Origin of the sequence: Microbacterium sp. PI-1, from assembly GCF_004337555.1 — a bacterium.
Taxonomy (GTDB): Bacteria; Actinomycetota; Actinomycetes; order Actinomycetales; family Microbacteriaceae; genus Microbacterium; species Microbacterium aurugineum.
Genome location: NZ_SJYZ01000008.1, coordinates 35,897 through 55,965, shown reverse-complemented (window position 1 = coordinate 55,965; position 20,069 = coordinate 35,897). Strand labels below are relative to the sequence as shown.

21 protein-coding genes are annotated in these 20,069 nt (G+C 68.1%); 15 read left to right on the top strand and 6 right to left on the bottom strand.

Annotation, left to right across the window (positions count from 1 at the left end):
* Position 1: 1 nt before the first annotated feature.
* From E0W80_RS08855 to E0W80_RS08840, 4 genes are all read right to left on the bottom strand, one after another.
* A complete protein-coding gene (locus E0W80_RS08855; protein WP_240740489.1) occupies positions 2-754 on the bottom strand; it encodes an alpha/beta hydrolase in 753 nt (250 codons plus the stop codon).
* Entirely contained in the window at positions 751-1,335 is a 585-nt protein-coding gene (locus E0W80_RS08850) for a TetR/AcrR family transcriptional regulator (RefSeq protein ID WP_131492155.1), read from the bottom strand. Before E0W80_RS08850 ends, E0W80_RS08855 begins: the two co-directional genes overlap by 4 nt.
* Positions 1,313-2,215 (bottom strand): alpha/beta hydrolase, encoded by a 903-nt coding sequence (locus E0W80_RS08845; protein WP_131492154.1) that lies wholly within the window; start codon positions 2,213-2,215, stop codon positions 1,313-1,315. The genes E0W80_RS08850 and E0W80_RS08845 overlap by 23 nt, the downstream gene beginning before the upstream one ends.
* Positions 2,216-2,291: 76 nt before the next feature.
* Positions 2,292-3,338, bottom strand: a complete 1,047-nt coding sequence (locus E0W80_RS08840) for a YihY/virulence factor BrkB family protein (protein ID WP_131492153.1) — start codon at positions 3,336-3,338, stop codon at positions 2,292-2,294.
* A gap of 149 nt (positions 3,339-3,487) precedes the next feature.
* Between E0W80_RS08840 and lysA the strand changes: the two genes are divergently transcribed.
* The 6 genes from lysA to E0W80_RS08810 all read left to right on the top strand — a co-directional run bounded on the left by lysA (position 3,488) and on the right by E0W80_RS08810 (position 10,820).
* Positions 3,488-4,906, top strand: coding sequence for a diaminopimelate decarboxylase (lysA, locus tag E0W80_RS08835; RefSeq protein ID WP_131492152.1), 1,419 nt, complete (start codon positions 3,488-3,490; stop codon positions 4,904-4,906).
* A gap of 21 nt (positions 4,907-4,927) precedes the next feature.
* Positions 4,928-6,232 (top strand): homoserine dehydrogenase, encoded by a 1,305-nt coding sequence (locus E0W80_RS08830; protein ID WP_131492151.1) that lies wholly within the window; start codon positions 4,928-4,930, stop codon positions 6,230-6,232.
* Positions 6,229-7,197 carry a homoserine kinase gene (thrB, locus tag E0W80_RS08825; RefSeq protein WP_194239211.1) on the top strand — a complete coding sequence of 323 codons (969 nt, stop codon included), beginning with the start codon at positions 6,229-6,231 and terminating at the stop codon, positions 7,195-7,197. The genes E0W80_RS08830 and thrB overlap by 4 nt, the downstream gene beginning before the upstream one ends.
* A 164-nt stretch (positions 7,198-7,361) precedes the next feature.
* Positions 7,362-9,287 (top strand): transcription termination factor Rho, encoded by a 1,926-nt coding sequence (gene rho / locus E0W80_RS08820; protein WP_240740488.1) that lies wholly within the window; start codon positions 7,362-7,364, stop codon positions 9,285-9,287.
* An 11-nt stretch (positions 9,288-9,298) separates the two neighbouring features.
* Positions 9,299-10,378 (top strand): peptide chain release factor 1, encoded by a 1,080-nt coding sequence (gene prfA, locus E0W80_RS08815; protein WP_131492149.1) that lies wholly within the window; start codon positions 9,299-9,301, stop codon positions 10,376-10,378.
* A 34-nt stretch (positions 10,379-10,412) separates the two neighbouring features.
* Entirely contained in the window at positions 10,413-10,820 is a 408-nt protein-coding gene (locus tag E0W80_RS08810; RefSeq protein ID WP_131492148.1) for a phage holin family protein, read from the top strand.
* Between the two features lie 22 nt (positions 10,821-10,842).
* Here E0W80_RS08810 and epsC read toward each other — a convergent pair whose 3' ends face one another.
* Complete coding sequence (gene epsC, locus E0W80_RS08805; protein ID WP_131492147.1) at positions 10,843-11,412, bottom strand: serine O-acetyltransferase EpsC; 570 nt, start codon at positions 11,410-11,412, stop codon at positions 10,843-10,845.
* An 8-nt stretch (positions 11,413-11,420) separates the two neighbouring features.
* A complete protein-coding gene (gene cysK / locus E0W80_RS08800; RefSeq protein WP_047520456.1) occupies positions 11,421-12,359 on the bottom strand; it encodes a cysteine synthase A in 939 nt (312 codons plus the stop codon).
* 99 nt (positions 12,360-12,458) lie between these two features.
* On the opposite strand from cysK, the gene prmC reads away from it, so the two are divergent.
* The 9 genes from prmC (at position 12,459) to atpA (ending at position 20,055) form a co-directional block, all read left to right on the top strand.
* The gene (gene prmC, locus E0W80_RS08795) at positions 12,459-13,319 is read left to right on the top strand and encodes a peptide chain release factor N(5)-glutamine methyltransferase (protein WP_131492146.1); all 861 of its coding nucleotides are present in this window, start codon (positions 12,459-12,461) and stop codon (positions 13,317-13,319) included.
* A gap of 52 nt (positions 13,320-13,371) precedes the next feature.
* The gene (locus E0W80_RS08790; protein ID WP_047520460.1) at positions 13,372-14,100 is read left to right on the top strand and encodes an L-threonylcarbamoyladenylate synthase; all 729 of its coding nucleotides are present in this window, start codon (positions 13,372-13,374) and stop codon (positions 14,098-14,100) included.
* Complete coding sequence (locus E0W80_RS08785; RefSeq protein ID WP_131492145.1) at positions 14,097-15,266, top strand: MraY family glycosyltransferase; 1,170 nt, start codon at positions 14,097-14,099, stop codon at positions 15,264-15,266. The genes E0W80_RS08790 and E0W80_RS08785 overlap by 4 nt, the downstream gene beginning before the upstream one ends.
* Positions 15,266-15,784 (top strand): hypothetical protein, encoded by a 519-nt coding sequence (locus tag E0W80_RS08780; protein ID WP_047520463.1) that lies wholly within the window; start codon positions 15,266-15,268, stop codon positions 15,782-15,784. Before E0W80_RS08785 ends, E0W80_RS08780 begins: the two co-directional genes overlap by 1 nt.
* A 237-nt stretch (positions 15,785-16,021) precedes the next feature.
* Positions 16,022-16,714, top strand: a complete 693-nt coding sequence (atpB, locus tag E0W80_RS08775) for a F0F1 ATP synthase subunit A (RefSeq protein ID WP_227991600.1) — start codon at positions 16,022-16,024, stop codon at positions 16,712-16,714.
* Between the two features lie 43 nt (positions 16,715-16,757).
* Entirely contained in the window at positions 16,758-16,994 is a 237-nt protein-coding gene (gene atpE / locus E0W80_RS08770) for an ATP synthase F0 subunit C (RefSeq protein ID WP_017830994.1), read from the top strand.
* A 27-nt stretch (positions 16,995-17,021) separates the two neighbouring features.
* Positions 17,022-17,576 carry a F0F1 ATP synthase subunit B gene (locus tag E0W80_RS08765; protein WP_131492144.1) on the top strand — a complete coding sequence of 185 codons (555 nt, stop codon included), beginning with the start codon at positions 17,022-17,024 and terminating at the stop codon, positions 17,574-17,576.
* Positions 17,576-18,367 carry a F0F1 ATP synthase subunit delta gene (locus E0W80_RS08760; RefSeq protein WP_131492143.1) on the top strand — a complete coding sequence of 264 codons (792 nt, stop codon included), beginning with the start codon at positions 17,576-17,578 and terminating at the stop codon, positions 18,365-18,367. The genes E0W80_RS08765 and E0W80_RS08760 overlap by 1 nt, the downstream gene beginning before the upstream one ends.
* Positions 18,368-18,414: 47 nt before the next feature.
* Entirely contained in the window at positions 18,415-20,055 is a 1,641-nt protein-coding gene (gene atpA, locus E0W80_RS08755; RefSeq protein WP_047520471.1) for a F0F1 ATP synthase subunit alpha, read from the top strand.
* Positions 20,056-20,069 lie beyond the last annotated feature (14 nt).

Genomic DNA, 20,069 nt, shown 5'->3' with positions numbered 1-20,069 from the left:
GCTAGGGGCGTTCAGCGGTGTCGGCGAGCCAGTCCTCGATCCGCTGTGCCAGCCAGGCCGGACGTTGCAGCGGTATGCCGTGGCCGCATCCGTCCACGACCTGGAGCGTGCTCTGTGGGAGGGCCGCGTCGAGTGCGGCGGCAGAGCGTTTCATGAGTGCTTTCTCCGCGGCGCCGACCAGGATCACCGCGTCGCCGGGAAAGGCTCCCCACGCCGTGGGGGGAACGAACCGGAGATTCTCTTCGACGGAGCGCAGGAGGGTCTCTCGGGATATGCCTGCGGAGGTCCGGATGTACTCGGGGAGGAGTTCATCGGGGATGTACAGCTGACGCGCCTGCAGCTTCGCGAACCACCTCTGCCGCGCGAGCCACGACAGGGCGCCGAGCATCGCGAGCGTCGCGGCGGTGCCTCGCATCGGCGTGGCCTGCGCGCTGATGACGACCACGCGGTCCACGAGGTCGGGCCGTTCCGCGGCGAGTCGGACGGCCAGTTGCGCGCCGAGCGAGAACCCGACGACCGTCGCAGAACCTCCTTCCTCCTCGAGGAGTTGCGCGAGTGCGGCGGTGGTCTCTGCGTGCGACACATACGGATCGGCGGCGTTGCGGCCGTGGCCCGGGAGATCCGGAACGAGGAGGTTATGCTCCGCGGTGAGGTGGGAACGCAGCGGATCCCACATCCATCCGGCCACGCCCCCGCCGTGGAGGAGCAGCATCGGGCCGTCGTGGGCCGGAGCGGAGGATTCCCGTTGCATCATCGCTCCGTTTCGAAGGTCGCGGCCATCCGGCCGATGGTGTCGATCGTGTCCTCCAGCAGGGACCGATCGAGCGGGCCGAGCAGACGCGCCGCAGAGAGGAGCCCGATCGTCGCGCTCGACAGGGCCAGGGCGAGCGAGCGGGGATCGACGTCGGCGATGATGAGGTGGCGATCCTGCAGTTCCCGGAACCACTCGACCACTCGGTGATGGCGTGTCCGGTAGCGATCGTCGGTCACCTCCATCACGTGGGAGCCGAGCACGCCCCGGTCATCCAGGAAGGCCGCAGTCATCAGCGGATCATCCAGCAGCGCTCGCGCAGTCGCCCGGCAGACATCGCCGAGACGAGGGTGATCTCCTAACTCGCGGCGGACGCGATCGGCCATGCGCGTGTTCCCTCGCAGGAGCAGGGCATCGAGGACATCGCGTTTGCCGGCGAACTCCAGATACACGGCGCCCTTGCCGATGCCTGCGCGTGCGGCGACGGACGCGACACTCATATGGTCGAAGCCCTGAGCGAGCACGAGCTCTTCTGCGGCATCGAGGATGCGTTCTCTCCGGTCAGGGACGCGCGGTCGCGGCATCGTCGCTCCTTCGCAGGTGTTCGATCATCGCGGGGATCACGAGATCGGGCCGGTCGCGCTGGACCCAGTGCCCGGCTTCGGGGACCGTGAGCAGGGCTGCATCCGGCAGCAGCTCAGAGGCCTTCTCGATGCGTGCGAGCGGAACGCCCGAGTCCCGGGTTCCGTGCACGAACAGCGTCGGGGTGCGGATCGACGGCAGCCGTTCCGTGTAGACCGTGCGCAACCGATTCCACTGCACTTGGTCGCGCTGCCACTGACCGAAGGTCGCCAAGCCTGTTCCGTTCGCCGCTTCGACGGCCACGGCGTCCACGAGTTCCGGTGTGCGCGCACGCGGATCGCGGACCAGGTCGCGCAGACCGCGCTCCATCGCCGAGGCGTTGCGCGCGTACGAGCGGGTCATCGCAGCCAGCAGGCCCGAGCGCAGGAGGAGGAAGGAGGCCAGATGGGTCACCCGACCGAGCGGGCCGTCGGCGAGGCGGGGCATCACTCCGTAGCATCCGAGGAGGACAGCGGTGCGCGCCCCGGCGGGGCGGTCGAACAGATGCCCGATCGTCATCCCGCCGCCGAGGGAGAGTCCGGCGATCGCGTAGTCGCTCAGCTCGAGGGCGTCGACGAGTTCGCCGACGTGGCGGACGAGGTTCTCCTGCGTGAGGGTCCACGCGGCGCTCGGGCTCTGTCCGAAGCCGGGATGATCAGGCGCGAAGACGCGGTGTCCGGCGTCGGCGAGGGCGGGGCCGACCTCGCCCCAGGAGAGAGCGGCACTGTCGGCACCTCCACCGTGCAACAGCAGCACGGGCGGCCCGGACTCCGTCGACGGCCGCCACTCCAGCGCGGAGACCGTGGCGTGGGGAAGGTCGATCCGCCGTCGTCGAGCGTGCATGGCTTCCTCTCGTTGTGACCAGTATAGGCGGAATGGTCACAACGGAGCCGTGGTGATGTAGCGGGGCGCGGTGACGCTAGGACGACGTGTCCGCTGCTACGGCCTCCTGCGCGGCCCGCAGCTCCGCCGTCGCAATCCGCACGTCGACCTCGGCCCGCTGCAGACGCCGCTGAGGGAAGGTGGTCGCGGCATAACGTGCGTGCACGCGGTCCGAGGCCTCTTCCTCGGCCGTGACGATGTACGCGCAGGCGAACAGCATCACCTGCGCGGAGAAGTTCAACCAGATGAGCAGCGCGAGCAGCGTGGCGAAGGAGGCGAGGAGCGGGTTGCTCGTCGCGCCGCCCACGAACAGGCCGGACAGCTCCTGCAGGACCAGGAGGCCGAAGGCGCCGAGCAGCGCGCCGGGCCACAGGGAGCGCGCGGCCGGGCGCACTCCCGAGAGCACGCGGAAGACGCCGATGATGAGTGCGGTGTCGAGAGCGAACACGACCAGGAGTGAGAGCAGACGCACGCCCCACGTCACCGCAGGGGAATCGGACGGGAGGCCCAGGATGTCGGCGATCCACGTCACGCCGAGCTGACCGACGAACGTGAGTCCTGCCGAGACGACGAACGCCAGACCGATGCCGAGCGCGAGAGCGAGATTGCGCAGGATGACCCAGATCCACAGGATGTCGTCCTGCAGGGTGCCGGCGAGGACCCGCACCGCCGTGCGCAACGAGCCGATGGCGCTCAGCGCGGCGCCCACCAGGGCGATCAGGGAGATGATGCCGGCGATGGAGAAGGATGCGGGCGCCCGGAGGGCGTCCGGATCGATCACCCCTTCCTCTCCGATCAGTCCCGGCACGGCCGCCTCGACGGCATCGATGATCGCCTGCAACGCTGCCGGATTCCCCGCGAGCCAGAGCGCGGCGATCGAGAAGCCGAGCAGTACGCCGGCGAAGACGCTGAACAACGCGCGGTAGGTGACGCTGTCGGCGAGCATCGGCCCGCGTCGCTCGCTGTACAGCAATGCCGCGCGCACCGGGCGCCGTGCCAGAGCCCACGCGATGAGCGGGCCCGTGATGCGCGCGACCAGTCCGGGGCGCGCGGGGGAGTCTGTCGGTGTTTCGGTGTTCGCCACGTCCCCACCCTAGGAGCCGTGAACTGCTCATCACAGGGGGCTTGACGTCGAGCGTCACTCTGACCAGGGTGGCGGGGCCGGTGCCCTAGAATCGGGACAACCTCGATGTGCGCCCGCTCGCCCGAGATCCTTCCCACGATTGGTGATCAGTGCTTCCCCCTGCCGATTCGCTCGCTCCGGAATGGCTCGTCGTCCCCGACGACGCGAACGATCTCGCCGACGGCGTCTGGCCCGAGTCCGCCGTGCGCGACGACGACGGCGCGCTCCTCATCGCCGGCGTCAGCGCCCCCTCGCTCACCCGTACCTACGGCTCGCCGCTGCTGGTCCTGGACGAGGATGAGGTGCGGGGTCGTGCCCGACGGTTCCGTGTCGCGTTCGATCGTGCAGCGGCCGAGCACGGGACGACGGCGCAGGTCTACTACGCAGGCAAGGCGTTCCTGTGCACGACCGTGGCGCGCTGGGTTGTCGACGAGGGGCTCCGCATCGACGTCTGCACCGGAGGGGAGCTCGCGGTCGCGCTCGCTGCCGGTGTCGCCCCGGCGTCCCTCGGTTTCCACGGCAACAACAAGTCGGTGGCCGAGCTGGAGCGTGCGGTCGAGGTCGGAGTCGGCACGATCATCGTGGACAGCGCGATCGAGATCGAGCGGCTCGCGGCCATCACCGCCCGCACCGGCGCCACGCAACGGGTACTGGTGCGTGTGATCAGCGGTGTGCACGCCGAGACGCACGACTTCCTCGCCACGGCCCACGAGGATCAGAAGTTCGGCTTCCCGCTGCCGGACGCCGAGCACGCCGTCGCCCGGATCCGGGAGATTCCCGGGCTGGTGTTCGCGGGCCTGCACTGTCACATCGGCTCACAGATCTTCGGCGTCGCAGGATTCCGCGAGTCGGCGTCGCGCGTGCTCGACCTGCATGCCACCCTGCTCCAGGACGGCCCGGTGCCGCAGCTCAACCTCGGCGGCGGCTTCGGCATCGCCTACACGCGCGTGGACGACCCGACGCCGATCGAGGACCTCGCCGGTGAGATCGTCGACGCGGTGGCGGAGGGGTGTGCCGCGCGCGGAATCCCGATGCCTGCCCTGTCGTTCGAGCCGGGCCGCGCGATCGTCGGTACCGCCGGCGTCACCATCTACGAGGTCGGCACCACCAAGGACGTGACGGTGGAGTCGGGTGCCGTGCGCCGCTACGTCAGCGTCGATGGCGGAATGAGTGACAACGCGCGCCCCGCTCTGTACGGAGCGCAGTTCTCTGCACGCCTTGCTTCGCGCGTCGGTGCGGGCGAGCCCCGCCTCAGCCGGGTCGTGGGCAAGCACTGCGAATCGGGCGACATCGTGGTCGATCACGAGTATCTGCCCGACGATCTCGTGCCCGGAGACCTCTTGGCGGTACCGGCGACCGGCGCGTACTGCGTGTCGCTGGCCAGCAACTACAACCACGTTCCGCGTCCGCCGGTCGTCGCCGTGCGCGAAGGCCGGTCGACGGTCATCGTCCGTGGCGAGACCCTCGTCGATGTGCTGGCCCGTGACATGGGCATCGACGGGGCGCCGGCCGCCGATCGAGACAAATGACCCACCTCCGAAGGAGTAACCATGACTGACTACCGACGACTTCGTGTGGCACTGCTGGGTGCGGGAGCGGTCGGCTCCCAGGTCGCGGCGCTCCTGCTGCGCCACGGTGACGAGCTGGCCGACCGCGCGGGTGCCGAACTGGAACTCGCCGGCATCGCAGTGCGCGATGTGAACGCGCCCCGCGACGTCGATCTCCCCGCGGAGCTCTTCACCACCGATGCGGAATCGCTGGTCCTCGGCGCGGACATCGTGATCGAACTCATCGGCGGCATCGAGCCGGCCCGCAGCACCATCCTGCAGGCGATCGGCGCCGGTGCGGACGTGGTCACGGCCAACAAGGCGCTGCTGGCGACCCACGGCCCCGAGCTGTTCGAAGCGGCCGACCGCGTCGGTGCCTCCGTGTACTACGAAGCCGCGGCCGCGGGTGCGATCCCGATCATCCGCCCCCTGCGCGACTCGCTGGCGGGTGACCGAGTGGTGCGCATCATGGGCATCGTCAACGGCACCACGAACTACATCCTCGATCGGATGGACAGCGAGGGCGCGGACTTCGCCGATGTGCTCGCCGACGCGCAGCGCCTCGGGTACGCCGAGGCCGACCCGACCGCCGATGTCGAGGGCTATGACGCCGCGCAGAAGGCCGCGATCCTCGCGAGCCTCGCCTTCCACACCGCGGTGCCGCTCGATGCCGTGTACCGCGAGGGGATCACGTCGATCACCCCGTCGATGATCGAGGAGGCGCGCGCAGCGGGCTTCGTGATCAAGCTGCTCGCCGTGTGCGAGCGGATCGAGGCGAACGGTGCCGAGTCGATCTCGGTGCGCGTGTACCCGGCGCTGGTCCCGAACTCCCACCCCCTCGCTTCGGTGCACGGTGCCAACAACGCCGTGTTCGTCGAGGCGGAGGCCGCCGGATCCCTGATGTTCTACGGTGCGGGTGCCGGTGGCGTCCAGACCGCGTCCGCCGTGCTCGGAGACGTGGTCTCGGCGGCCCGTCGCCACATCGCCGGCGGCGTCGGCGTGGGCGAATCGACCCGCGCGAATCTTCCGGTCGTCCCGATCGGACACGTCACCACGCGCTACCAGATCACGCTCGAGGTCTCGGATGCGCCCGGAGTGCTCGCCACGGTCGCGGGCATCCTCAGCGACGGAGGAGTCTCCGTCGCGACCGTCGTGCAGACCGTCGAAGGCGAGGACGAGCCGACCGCACGGTTGATCATCGGAACCCACCGTGCGACCGAGCAGGCACTCAGCGCCACCGTCGACGCCCTCGCCGACAGTGCCGTCGTGGCACGGGTCGTGTCGGTGCTCCGCGTGGAAGGCGAGTGACGGTGGCGACAGCACTGCCCCCGGTCGACGGGGTATCCGTCGAGGGGCGCACCGTCGAGGTGCGGGTCCCCGCGACCAGCGCGAACCTCGGTCCGGGATTCGACACGCTCGGCCTGGCCCTCAGCATCTACGACACGCTCCAGGTCACCGCGCTGCCGGCCGGTGAACTCGACATCGAGGTCACCGGTTCGGGTGCGGCCGAGATTCCGCGCGACGCCTCGAACCTCATCGTCCGGACGATCGCCTATGTCTTCGCGGACGCGGGCCGACCGGTGCCCGGACTGCGCATCGTCGCCGAGAACGGCGTGCCGCACGGCCGCGGTCTCGGATCCTCCGGGGCTGCCGTCGCCGCGGGGGTGCTCGCGGCGAAGGGGCTCCTCGCGGGCGACGTCGAGATCGGCGACACCGATCTGTTGCGCCTGGCCACCGAGATCGAGGGCCACCCCGACAACGTCGCCCCTGCGCTCTTCGGCGGATTGACGATCGCCTGGATGGGAGAGCACGGCCCGCAGCACAAGAAGCTGCTCGTGCACCGCGGTGTCTCGCCGCTCGTCCTCGTCCCGGCCTACACGATGTCCACCTCGCAGGCGCGATCGCTGCAGCCGCCCCATGTGTCCACAGCGGATGCGGTGTTCAACGTCTCCCGCTCGGCGCTGTTGATCGCCGCCCTCATGCAGAGCCCGGAACTGCTCCTCGATGCGACTGCCGATCGGCTTCATCAGGACTACCGGGCCGGGGCCATGCCGGAGACCCAGCGACTCGTGCAGGCGCTGCGCAAGGCGGGCTTCGCGGCGGTCGTCTCCGGTGCCGGGCCGAGCGTTCTCGTCCTCGCGGACGGACCGGGGAGTCGTCAAGACGCGGTGGAGCTGGCCGACCAGGTCACCGACACCCCGTGGGAGGCGCTCCTGCTCGCAGTCGACGTTCGTGGTGGTACAGTGGGGACTCGAGCGGAGGGCTCCACGTAACGACGTGAATCTGGCCCCATTGCAACTCTTGCAAGACCCGCACGCAAACCCTTGAGGCACAAGTGCCGAGGCTGGCTGGCGCTGAGCGCCGGCCCGTGCGATCGTGCGCAGCACCCGTTGTGCGCGTTCAACGCTCATTCCCCATGACATATAAGGGAGTACTCGTGGAGAACCTCTCCGAGACCCAGAACGATTCGTCGGCACCGGCCGCGGAAGCTGCTGCAGCGACTACCGAGACGGCGCCGGCGCGCAAGCGCGCACCGCGTCGTGCGAGCACCGCCACGACCGCGGAGAAGGCCGAGAAGGCCGAGAACGCGGAAAAGGTCGAGAGCGCCGAGAAGCCCGCGAAGCCGAAGACGACGAAGGCGAAGACGACGAAGGCGGCTGCCGCCACGACGAGCGAGCCCGCATCTGCGGAGGCGTCCGCCGAGTCGCCCGAGGCGGCGCCGAAGGCGAAGACACCGCGTCGGAGCCGCGCGAAGAAGGCGGACGCCGAGGCTCCCGCCGCGGATACCGCTTCCTCGGATGCTCCGGCTGCAGACGCCGCCCCGGCCGAAGCCGCTGCGGAATCCGCACCGAAGTCGACGGGACGCGGTCGCCGCGGTGCGCAGAAGTCGACGCCCGACGCCGATGCCGCCGCGCCGGTGAAGGACACGGCAGCAGACGCCGCTCCCGCCGACGCGCCTCAGAACGGCGACTCCGGCTCCGACTCCGACAGTGGTGAGGAGCAGGGCGGGCGTGGCCGCAACCGCAACCGCAGCCGCAACCGAGGACGCGGGCAGAACAGCTCCGGGCAGGACCAGCAGGCTCAGCCGGCCGGGGATGACGAGCAGTCCGGCGGCAGCAACCGCAACCGCCAGCGCAACAAGCGCCGCAACGGTGCTCCGACCGATGAGTTCGACACGGAGATCGGCGAGGACGATGTCCTGATCCCGATCGCCGGCATCCTCGACGTCCTCGACAACTACGCGTTCGTCCGCACGACCGGCTACCTCGCCGGACCGAGCGACGTCTACGTTTCGCTCGGACAGGTCAAGAAGTACAACCTGCGCAAGGGTGACGCCGTCGTCGGCTCGATCAAGCAGCCGCGCGAAGGCGAGCAGCAGGGCCGTCAGAAGTACAACGCGCTGGTCAAGGTCGACTCCATCAACGGTCTGTCGATCGACGACGCGGCCACGCGTGTGGAGTTCGGCAAGCTCACTCCGCTCTACCCGCAGGAGCGCCTGCGTCTGGAGACGGCTCCCGAGAAGCTGACCCAGCGCATCATCGACCTGGTCGCTCCGGTCGGCAAGGGACAGCGCGGCCTCATCGTCGCTCCGCCCAAGGCTGGCAAGACGATCGTGCTGCAGCAGATCGCGAACGCGATCGCGCAGAACAACCCTGAAGTCCACCTCATGGTCGTGCTCGTCGACGAGCGCCCCGAAGAGGTCACCGACATGGAGCGCTCGGTCAAGGGCGAGGTCATCGCCTCCACGTTCGACCGCCCCGCCGAAGACCACACCACCGTGGCGGAGCTCGCGATCGAGCGTGCGAAGCGTCTGGTCGAGCTCGGTCGCGACGTCGTCGTGCTGCTCGACTCCATCACGCGCCTCGGCCGTGCCTACAACCTGGCGGCTCCGGCCTCGGGTCGTGTGCTCACCGGTGGTGTCGACGCCTCCGCGCTCTACCCGCCCAAGCGCTTCTTCGGAGCCGCGCGCAACATCGAGAACGGTGGATCCCTCACGATCCTCGCCACCGCCCTGGTCGAGACCGGGTCGAAGATGGACGAGGTCATCTTCGAGGAGTTCAAGGGCACCGGCAACAGCGAGCTGCGCCTGTCGCGTGCGCTCGCGGACAAGCGCATCTTCCCGGCGGTCGACGTGAACGCGTCGAGCACCCGTCGCGAGGAGATGCTGCTGTCGGCCGACGAGGTCAAGATCACGTGGAAGCTGCGTCGCGCCCTCGCCGGCCTCGACCAGCAGCAGGCCCTCGAGGTCGTCCTCGGCAAGCTCAAGGAGACCAACTCGAACGTCGAGTTCCTCGTGCAGATGCAGAAGTCGATCCCCACGCTCCCCTCGGGCGCGCACGGGCACGACAACAACATCCGCTGAGCGGCCGAGCCGTGTTCGAGTCCGTCCAGACTCTGATCGACGAGCACCGCCGGGTTCAGGAGGAGCTCTCCGACCCGGCGGTGCACGCCGACGCCGCCCGCGCGAAGCGTGTGAACCGTCGCTATGCCGAGTTGTCGCGCATCGTCGCCGCCTACGAGGCATGGGTCGCGGCGACCGATGATCTGGAGACGGCTCGCGAGTTCGCCCGGGAAGACGAGTCCATCGCGGCGGAGATCCCCGCGATGGAGGAGGAGGTGCAGGAGTCCCAGGAACGTCTGCGTCGTCTGCTCATCCCGCGTGACCCGGACGATGCGCGTGACGTGATCATGGAGATCAAGGCCGGTGAAGGCGGTGCGGAGTCCGCACTGTTCGCAGCCGACCTGCTGCGCATGTACATCCAGTACGCCGCCTCCAAAGGCTGGAAGACGGAGCTCCTGGAGCGCAACGAGTCCGACCTGGGCGGCTACAAGGACGTGCAGGTCGCGATCAAGGGCTCCTCGTCCGACCCCGCGCAGGGCGTCTGGGCGCATCTCAAGTACGAGGGGGGCGTGCATCGCGTGCAGCGTGTGCCGGCCACCGAGTCGCAGGGACGCATCCATACCTCCACGACGGGTGTGCTGGTCTTTCCCGAGGTGGATGAGCCGGAGGAGATCCACATCGATCAGAACGATCTCAAGATCGATGTCTTCCGCTCGTCCGGCCCCGGCGGGCAGTCGGTGAACACGACGGATTCCGCCGTGCGCATCACCCACGTCCCCACGGGCATCGTCGTGTCGATGCAGAACGAGAAGTCGCAGTTGCAGAACCGCGAGGCCGGAATGCGCGTGCTTCGCGCCCGACTGCTCGCGAGGCAGCAGGAGGAGCTCGACGCGGCGGCGTCCGACGCGCGCCGTTCGCAGATCCGCGGGATGGACCGCTCCGAGCGCATCCGCACGTACAACTTCCCGGAGAATCGGATCGCGGACCACCGCACCGGCTTCAAGGCCTACAACCTCGATCAGGTGATGGACGGCGCGCTGGACCCGCTGATCGAGAGCGCGATCACCGCGGATGAGGAAGCGCGGCTCGCCGCACTCGGCGCCGAATCCTGAGGCGCGAAGCCACGCTGAGCGCTAGGCTCGGGCCGTGATCACACTCCTGTTCCGCGGTCTGATGTACGTGATGTCGGCCGGCCTCGGCCTGATCGTCGCCGACCTCGCTCTCGAAGGGTTCCAGATCGAATGGGACAAGTGGTGGGGCTTCGTCATCTGCATCCTGATCTTCGCGATCCTGCAGAGCGTCCTGGCACCGTGGGTCGGCAAGATGGCGAATCGCTACGCGCCCGTGCTCATGGGCGGCATCGGCATCTTCTCGACTCTGATCTCGCTGATCATCGTGGTGCTGCTTCCCATCGGCGGACTCCGCATCACCGATCTCACCGGCTGGCTTCTCGGATCGGTGATCGTGTGGTTGATCACCGCGCTGGGCAGCGTCCTGCTGCCGCTGATCTTCCTGCGCAAGAAGGTCGAGTCCGTCAAGGGCGCACGACGCTGAGTCGTGCAGCGACGCCCGACGCTCAGATCGCGTAGTCCGGAGCGGTGAGCAGCGCGCGGGTGTCCTCACCGGCGCTGCGCTGTCGTGGTTTCGCGGGAACGCCGACCAACACGCTGTCGGCGGGCGCATCGCGCGTGACCACGGCGTTCGCGCCAATCACGGAGGCGGCCCCGATCGTCACGGGGCCGAGGATCTTCGCGCCGGCGCCCACGGCCACGCCGTCCTCGAGGGTCGGATGGCGTTTCCCTGCGGTGCGAGTGCGTCCGCCGAGGGTGACGCCGTGATACAGCATCACGTCGTCACCGATCTCGCTGGTCTCGCCGATGACCACGCCCATGCCGTGGTCGATGAAGAAGCGGCGCCCGATCTTCGCGCCCGGGTGGATCTCTATCCCGGTCATCCAGCGTGACAGCTGCGACCCGGCGCGCGCGAGCAGTCGGAGTCGCCGTCGCCAGAGCGCGTGCGAGACGCGGTGCGCCCAGATCGCGTGGAGTCCCGGGTACAGGAGTGCCACCTCGACGGCGCTGCGTGCGGCCGGATCACGGAGACGGGCTGCCGCGATGTCTTCGCGCATTCGCCCGATGATGCCCATCGGAGATCTCAGTCTTCGCGCAGGTCCTCGAACAGCGCGGTGGAGAGGTAGCGCTCACCGGTGTCCGGGATCACCACGACGATCGTCTTGCCCGCGTTCTCGGCGCGGGCCGCCACCTTCAGCGCCGCGGACACGGCGGCCCCGGAGGACATGCCCACGAGCAGACCCTCCGTGGCGGCGAGGTCGCGGGCGACGCGGAGGGACTCGTCGAATTCGGCGGTGATGATCTCGTCGATCACGTCGCGGTCGAGCACGTCCGGGACGAAGTTCGGACCGATGCCCTGGATCTTGTGCGGGCCGGGGTGTCCTTCGCTGAGGACGGGGGAGTCCTTGGGTTCGACGGCGATGACCTGCACACCGGGCTTCGCGGCCTTGAGGGCCTGGCCGGTGCCGGTGACGGTTCCGCCGGTTCCGACCCCGGCGACGAAGATGTCGATCGCGCCGTCGGTGTCGCGGAGGATCTCCTGCGCCGTGGTCTCGCGGTGGATCTGCGGGTTGGCCGGGTTCTCGAACTGACGGATCCAGATAGCGCCCGGCGTCTCGGCCACGATGCGCTTCGTCTCCTCGATCGCACCGCTCATGCCCTTGGTGGGGTCCGTGAGCACGATCTCGGCGCCGAACGCCTTGAGCAGGACCCGGCGCTCCTTCGACATGGAGGCCGGCATCGTGAGGATGACGCGGTATCCGCGTGCTGCTCCGACCATCGCGAGGGCGATGCCCGTGTTGCCACTGGTCGACTCGACGATCGTGCCACCCGGCTTCAGCTCGCCCGAGGCTTCGGCGGCGTTGATCATCGCGATGCCGATGCGGTCCTTCACGCTGGACGCGGGGTTGTAGTACTCGAGCTTGGCGAGCACGGTGGCTCCCAGGCCTTCGGTCACGCGGTTCAGACGAACGAGCGGCGTGTTGCCGAACGCGGTCGTGATGTCGGAGTGGATGCCGGGCATGAGGAGCCTTCCTGTGCGGGATCGCTGCCGGACCAGCCTAGGGGAGAGGGGAGTGGACGGCGCCTATGTGACAGGCGCGTGCACTCTACGCTGGAAGGCATGTCCGACACCTCTCTGGCGGCGCACGTCCGTGCCGCAGCCCAGCGCCTGACCGACGCCGGCGTCCCGGATCCTCTGGTCGACGCCGAACTGCTCGCAGGTCATGTCCTCGGCCGTCGACGTGGCGAGGTGCAGGCCGGCATCGTCCGCGGAGACGGCCTCGACGACGAGCGGGCGGCGGCGCTGGATGCTCTGGTGACCCGCCGTGCCGCACGCGAGCCGTTGCAGCACATCACGGGCTCGGCGCCCTTCCGCCACCTCGAACTGGCCGTCGGCCCCGGTGTCTTCGTGCCGCGTCCGGAGACGGAGACCGTCGTGCAGTACGCGATCGATGCGCTGCTGAACTCCCCGGAGTCGGTACCGATCGGCGTCGACCTCGGGACCGGGAGCGGCGCGATCGCGCTGGCGATGGCGACCGAGGTGCCGCATGCGCGGATCTTCGCTGCGGAGCTCTCCGAGGATGCGCACGAGTGGGCACGGCGCAACGTCGCGGGAGTCGAGAATCTGACGCTCGTGCTCTCCGATCTGAGAGAGGCCTTCCCCGAGTTGGACGGCACGGCGACGGTCGTGATCTCGAATCCGCCGTACGTTCCCGATGAGGCGATCCCGCGCGACCCCGAGGTGCGGCTCTTCGATCCCGCGCTGGCGCTCTACGGGGGACAGGACGGCCTCGACGTGGTGCGGGCGCTCAGCTCCCGCGCGCGGCGTCTGCTGCATCCCGGGGGACTTCTGGTCATCGAGCACGGAGAGCTGCAGGGGGAGTCGATCCGCGACATCCTGGCTGCGGACGGATGGCGGGCGACGGCGACGCATCGCGATCTCACCCTGCGCGACCGCACCACCACGGCGCTCAGGCCCTGATCAGCAGCCTCCGAGCATCCGACATACCCGCGCCGCATAGAATCGAACCGTCATGTCCACCATCTTCGACTGCCGCGACGAATCGCAGCTGCTCGCCGGCATGCGCCATGCGCGCCAGGCGATCGGCCGTGGCGACCTCATCGTGATGCCCACCGATACCGTCTACGGCGTCGCTGCCGACGCCTTCTCACCGGCCGCCGTGCAGCGGCTCCTCGATGCGAAGGGGAGGGGACGCGATCAGCCGCCGCCCGTTCTCATCGGCACGAAGGAGACGCTCGCCGCCCTCGCCGAGTCCGTGCCGGAACCGGTCGAGCGGCTGGTGGAGGCGTTCTGGCCCGGTGGGCTCACGATCGTGCTCCCCGCACAGCCCTCGCTGGTGTGGGACCTCGGCGAGACCCAGGGGACCGTCGCCGTCCGCATGCCGGAAGGCCGCGTGGCGTTGGAGCTCCTGGCCGAGACCGGACCGCTCGCGGTGTCCAGCGCGAACCTCACCGGACGGGCGGCGGCGATCTCGGCGCTCGATGCGGAGAAGATGCTGGGTGACAGTGTCGCCGTGTACCTCGCCGATGGACTGAGCAAGGACGGCATCGCCTCCACGATCGTCGATGCCACCTCCCTCGTGCGCCGGGGTGGGGATGCAGATGCCGGAACGGTGCGCATCCTCCGCGACGGTGCGGTGACGCGTGAACAGCTGCACGACGTGCTGGGTGACCTCCTCGAGCCGGAGGAGCAGCACGAGGGGCACGAGCACGCGGAGGAGCAGCAGGACGCGGATTCGTGAAGCAGTATCTCGCCACGGTCATCCTCACGGCAGCGATCACCTTCGCGCTGACCTGGGCGGTCTGGCGACTGAGCCTTCGCTTCAAGCTGTATCCCGGCATCCGTGAGCGTGATGTGCACACCACGCCCACGCCACGACTCGGCGGTGTGGCGATCTTCCTCGGCATCGCGGCCGCCTTCGGGTTCTCCGCCATCAACCCGTTCTTCCAGAGCATCTGGATCCCCCCGCAGACGATGTGGTCGATCCTCGGCGCTTCGCTGCTGATCGCGATCATCGGGGTCGTGGACGACCTCTGGGACATCGACTGGATGATCAAGCTCGGTGCGCAGTTCCTGGCCGCCGGCCTCATCACGGTCGGCGGGGGGCTGCAGATCCTGTCCCTGCCCTTCGGCGATCTCATCGTGGTCTCGAGCTGGCTGAGCATCACGATCACGATGTTCGCGATCGTCATCGTCATGAACGCGGTGAACTTCATCGATGGGCTCGACGGCCTCGTCGCGGGCGTGTGCCTCATCTCCAACGGTGTCTTCTTCGCCTACTCGTACATCTTCACGCGTGACTCCGGCGCCTCCAGCTACTTCAACCTGTCGACCTTCCTCGCCGCCGTGCTGATCGGTGCCTGCCTGGGCTTCCTCCCGTTGAACTGGAGCCCGGCGAAGCTCTTCATGGGCGACTCCGGCGCTCTGGTGATCGGGCTGCTGATGGCGACCTCGGCGATCGCCATCACCGGGCAGATGGACCCGTCCGCCTTGGAGCCCGAGCGTCTCGGACGTTCGCAGCTCGTCGGTGCCTTCCTGCCGATCCTGCTGCCCCTGCTCGTCGTCCTGCTGCCGCTGCTCGACTTCGGTCTCGCGGTGCTCCGTCGCATGAGTGCGGGGCGTTCGCCGTTCTCGCCCGATCGCAAGCACCTGCATCACCGGATGCTCGACCTCGGGCACCGGGACCGCGACGCAGTCCTCATCTTCTACGCGTGGACGGCCGTCATCTCGATCGCCGTCCTCCTGATGTACGTCGGTGCGCGGGAGGACTGGCCGGGACAGTACCTCCCGGGCGTCGGCTTCGGCATCGTGGGCATCGCCGCCTGCCTCGTCGTCACCCTGAGCCCCACCCGCCGCAGGAAGAACCCCGCGGCCGCCGAAACCGACCCGACACCCGTGGAGTCCTGATGAGCCCGAGCCCCGTTTCCAGCACGCCGATCCTCCGGCGCACACTCATCGCATCGGGCGTGGCCACCGCCGTGCTCGCGATCATCGCCGGTGGCGTCGGCTACCTCGTGGCCCAGGGGGAGGGGCTGGTCAGCGGACTGCTGGGCGTGCTGCTCGCGGCGCTCTTCCTGGCCATCACCGGGATCAGCATCCTCATCGCCAACCGCTGGTACGGCGATCCGATCTACGTGCAGCTCTTCTTCGCCATCGTCCTCGGGGGGTGGCTGCTGAAGCTGGGTCTGTTCGTGGTGGCGATGATCCTGCTCGCGGGGCAGCCGTGGCTGCACCCGATGGTCTTCTTCCTCTCGATCGTCGCCGGCGTGCTGATGTCGCTCGCGATCGACGTCATCGTCCTCACCCGCATGCGGTTGCCGAACGTAAGCGATATATCGCTTCCGACGGAGGTGCCGGAGGACCGTGCCCCCGGAAGGGCCAACGACATCGGAGAAGGGCCCGTCGACGAGGCCCCGCGGTCTTAGGGTCCCCTCAGATTCTGATACTGTTGAACCGTGCCCGCCGCTCGCCCGCGAGCGCTTGCGCTGTGTAGCACACCGACCATCGTCGCCCCGGTTTAGACCGGTGCCCCGAAGCTGGAGCCCGCGCTGTTTAATCTTGCTGCGACCCTGACCCCCCGACTTGCCTCCGACGGTGAGTTCCACGGCCCTTCGATCGACGATTTCTTCCCGGAGATCCTCTTCCACGTCGGCCCCGTCCCCGTGAACCGGATCCACCTGGTCCAGTTGCTCGCGGTGATCGCCGTGGTGCTGATCCTCTGGCTCGGAACCCGCCGCATGAAGGTCGTCCCCGGACGCTTCCAGAGCCTGGTGGAGATGGGCCTCGGCTTCGTCCGCACCAACGTCGCCCACGACATGCTCGGGCGCAAGGATGGCGATCGGTTCCTGCCGATCCTCACCACGATCTTCTTCATGGTGCTGTTCATGAACATCACGGGAATCATCCCGTTCCTGAACATGCCGGGCACCGCGATCATCGCGGTTCCGCTCACGCTCGCGGTGGTCAGCTATGTGACCTTCATCTACGCCGGCATCAAGCGCCATGGCTTCAAGTTCTTCAAGAACTCCCTGTTCCCGCAGGGTGTGCCGGTCGCCGCCATGCCGATCGTCGCGGTCATCGAACTCATCTCGACGTTCATCCTCCGCCCCGTCACGCTGACGCTGCGTCTTCTCATGAACCTCGTCGTGGGGCACATGATCCTGGTCCTCGCGTTCTCCGCGACCCAGTTCTTCTTCTTCACCGCAGGCGGCGGCTGGGCCGCGCTCGGTGTCGGAACCCTCGCCTTCGGCGGCGCCTTCACTCTCTTCGAGATTCTGGTCGCCGTCCTCCAGGCATACGTCTTCACCGTCCTCACCGCGGTCTACATCCAGCTCGCGGTCGCAGAAGAGCACTGAGCGGGCAGGCATACGCCTTCCCACCCAACGAAAGGAAAAACCCGTGGACGCTACTACGGTTCTCGCTGAAATCAACGGTCACCTCGGAGCGGTCGGCTACGGCCTCGCAGCCATCGGCCCGGCCATCGGCGTCGGCATCGTCGTCGGCAAGACCATCGAGGGTGTCGCCCGTCAGCCCGAGCTGGCCGGTCGTCTCCAGGTCCTCATGTGGATCGGTATCGCCTTCACCGAGGCGCTTGCGTTCGTCGGCATCGCCGTCGCATTCATCCCCTTCCCGTAATCCTCACCGACTTCTGAAGGAGACAGGATGCTGAACGCTCTTGTCACGAACCTCGCAGCAGAGGGTGAGCCGAACAACCCTCTCATCCCTGCGTGGTACGACATCATCTGGTCGGGCCTCTGGTTCATCGTCATCCTTTTCGTCGTCTGGAAGTTCGCGCTTCCGCGTCTGACGGCGATGCTCGACAAGCGGTCCGCCGCGATCGAGGGAAACATCGCGAAGGCCGACGAGGCTCAGAAGCAGGCTGAAGCTGCGCTCGAGGAGTACACGCGTCAGCTCGCTGAGGCGCGCACCGAGGCCGGCGAGATCCGTGAAGCCGCCCGTGAGGACGGCAAGAAGATCGTCGCCGAGGCGAAGGAAGCTGCGGCTTCCGAGGCCGCTCGCATCGCCGCCACCGCGCACACGCAGATCGAGGCCGAGCGGCAGACCGCTCTCGTCTCGCTCCGCAGCGAGGTCGGAACGCTCGCCATCGACCTCGCCGGTGGCGTGGTCGGTGAGACGCTCTCCGACGACGCACGTGCGACGGCCGTCGTCGACCGCTTCCTCGCCGAGCTCGAGTCATCCGAGAAGGCGGCTCAGTAATGGGCAGCGCGACCACTCAGGCACTCGCGGCATCCATCAAGACGCTTGCCGCAGCGAAGGACCTCTCTCTCGACACCGCACGGGAGCTGCTGGCTGCCGCGCGTGCCGTGAGCGAGTCGTCCCAGCTGAGCGGCGCGCTTGCTGACCCTTCCGCTCCCGCCGTGGCACGACAGAACGTCGTCACCGCGGTGTTCGGCGGGTTCTCCGCAGGTGCTCAGGACGTTCTGAAGACCGTCGTCGCTGAGCGCTGGTCGAACGCGGGTGAGCTCGTCGACGGTATCGAGGAGCTCGCGATCCGCGCGGCAGCGATCGCGGAGCCGGGCGTCGACATCGAGGGGGAGCTGTTCGGCTTCTCCCGGGTGATCGCCGCCAACCCCGAGCTCGAGCTCGCTCTGGGCAGCCGCGTCGGAGGAGAAGATGCCAAGAGCGCGCTCATCGAGCGTCTCCTGGCCGAGGGCTCCACGAGCGCCGCCTCGACGCTGATCATCACCTCGTTCGTGCGCGAGCCGCGCGGACGCCGGATCCGGCGACTGCTGAACCGGGCGATGAGCATCGTCTCGAGCCAGCGCGGTCGCGTGGTCGCCACGGTGCACACCGCGGCACCTCTCAGCGATGCGCAGCGCACCCGTCTCAGCGACTCGCTCTCGCGTCGCTATGACGGTCAGGTCTCGCTCAACGTCGTCATCGACCCTGCCGTCGTCGGAGGTCTGCGTGTGCAGATCGCCGATGACGTCATCGACGGCAGCATCTCCGCACGACTCGCCGACCTTCGCCAGAAGCTCGCGGGCTAACACGACTTCGCGCGGGGAACCGCGCACCCAGATACAAAGGGAAGACAATGGCAGAACTATCGATCAGCCCCGACGTCATCCGTGACGCGCTGAAGGACTTCGCCGCCGCATACGAGCCCTCCGGGGCCGGGGCGACCGAGGTCGGCACCGTCATCGACGCCGCAGACGGCATCGCGCACGTCGAGGGACTGCCCGGCGTCATGGCGAACGAGCTCGTCATCTTCGCGGACGGCACCAAGGGTCTCGCGCAGAGCCTCAACGAGCACGAGATCGGTGTCGTCGTCCTCGGCGAGTTCACCGGTGTCGAAGCCGGACAGGAAGTCACCCGCACCGGCGAGGTCCTCTCGGTTCCGGTCGGCGACGGCTACCTGGGTCGTGTGGTCGACCCGCTCGGCAACCCGATCGACGGCCTCGGCGCCATCGAGACCGAGGGCGTCCGCGCTCTCGAGCTCCAGGCCCCGGGCGTCATGCAGCGCAAGTCGGTGCACGAGCCGATGCAGACCGGCATCAAGGCCATCGATGCGATGATCCCCGTCGGTCGTGGTCAGCGTCAGCTCATCATCGGCGACCGCCAGACCGGCAAGACGGCGATCGCGATCGACACGATCATCAACCAGAAGGCCAACTGGGAGTCGGGCGACGTCAGCAAGCAGGTTCGCTGCATCTACGTCGCCATCGGCCAGAAGGGCTCGACCATCGCTTCGGTGAAGGGCGCGCTCGAAGAGGCCGGCGCGCTGGAGTACACCACGATCGTGGCCGCTCCGGCTTCTGACCCCGCAGGCTTCAAGTACCTCGCGCCCTACACCGGTTCGGCCATCGGCCAGCACTGGATGTACGGCGGCAAGCACGTGCTGATCATCTTCGATGACCTGTCCAAGCAGGCCGAGGCCTACCGTGCCGTCTCCCTCCTCCTCCGCCGCCCGCCGGGCCGCGAGGCGTACCCCGGTGACGTGTTCTACCTGCACTCCCGTCTGCTCGAGCGTTGCGCGAAGCTCTCCGACGAGCTCGGTGCCGGTTCCATGACGGGTCTCCCGATCATCGAGACCAAGGCGAACGACGTCTCCGCGTACATCCCCACCAACGTGATCTCCATCACGGACGGCCAGATCTTCCTCCAGTCCGACCTCTTCAACGCCAACCAGCGTCCGGCGGTCGACGTGGGTATCTCGGTCTCGCGAGTCGGTGGTGACGCGCAGGTCAAGTCGATCAAGAAGGTTTCGGGAACGTTGAAGCTGGAGCTCGCGCAGTACCGCTCCCTCGAGGCGTTCGCGATGTTCGCGTCCGACCTCGACGCGGCTTCGCGTCGTCAGCTCTCCCGCGGTGCGCGTCTGACCGAGCTGCTCAAGCAGCCGCAGTACTCGCCGTACCCCGTCGAAGAGCAGGTCGTCTCGATCTGGGCCGGTACCAACGGCAAGCTCGACACGATCGAGGTCGAAGACGTCCTGCGCTTCGAACGCGAACTCCTGGATTACCTGCGTCGCAACACCAAGGTCCTCGACACTCTGCGCGACACGAACGTCCTCGATGACGCCACGGTCGCCGAGCTCGAGAAGCAGACGGATGCCTTCGTCCTGGAATTCCAGGGTGGCAAGGGTCACGCCATCGGCGCCCCCGGTCACGAGGAGTACGCTGCGGCTGAGGCTGAGGACGTCAACCAGGAGAAGATCGTCAAGGGTCGTCGCGCGTAATCGCGTGAGGTACT

Excerpts from the sequence above, each read along its gene's own strand:
- E0W80_RS08855 (WP_240740489.1), bottom strand. The coding sequence starts at position 754 with ATGATGCAACGGGAATCCTCCGCTCCGGCCCACGACGGCCCGATGCTG.
- E0W80_RS08760 (WP_131492143.1), top strand. The coding sequence starts at position 17,576 with ATGGGCAGCGCGACCACTCAGGCACTCGCGGCATCCATCAAGACGCTT.
- E0W80_RS08830 (WP_131492151.1), top strand. The coding sequence starts at position 4,928 with ATGACTGACTACCGACGACTTCGTGTGGCACTGCTGGGTGCGGGAGCG.
- E0W80_RS08765 (WP_131492144.1), top strand. The coding sequence starts at position 17,022 with ATGCTGAACGCTCTTGTCACGAACCTCGCAGCAGAGGGTGAGCCGAAC.
- prmC (WP_131492146.1), top strand. The coding sequence starts at position 12,459 with ATGTCCGACACCTCTCTGGCGGCGCACGTCCGTGCCGCAGCCCAGCGC.
- cysK (WP_047520456.1), bottom strand. The coding sequence starts at position 12,359 with ATGCCCGGCATCCACTCCGACATCACGACCGCGTTCGGCAACACGCCG.
- E0W80_RS08850 (WP_131492155.1), bottom strand. The coding sequence starts at position 1,335 with ATGCCGCGACCGCGCGTCCCTGACCGGAGAGAACGCATCCTCGATGCC.
- E0W80_RS08845 (WP_131492154.1), bottom strand. The coding sequence starts at position 2,215 with ATGCACGCTCGACGACGGCGGATCGACCTTCCCCACGCCACGGTCTCC.
- E0W80_RS08790 (WP_047520460.1), top strand. The coding sequence starts at position 13,372 with ATGTCCACCATCTTCGACTGCCGCGACGAATCGCAGCTGCTCGCCGGC.
- E0W80_RS08780 (WP_047520463.1), top strand. The coding sequence starts at position 15,266 with ATGAGCCCGAGCCCCGTTTCCAGCACGCCGATCCTCCGGCGCACACTC.
- epsC (WP_131492147.1), bottom strand. The coding sequence starts at position 11,412 with ATGGGCATCATCGGGCGAATGCGCGAAGACATCGCGGCAGCCCGTCTC.
- atpA (WP_047520471.1), top strand. The coding sequence starts at position 18,415 with ATGGCAGAACTATCGATCAGCCCCGACGTCATCCGTGACGCGCTGAAG.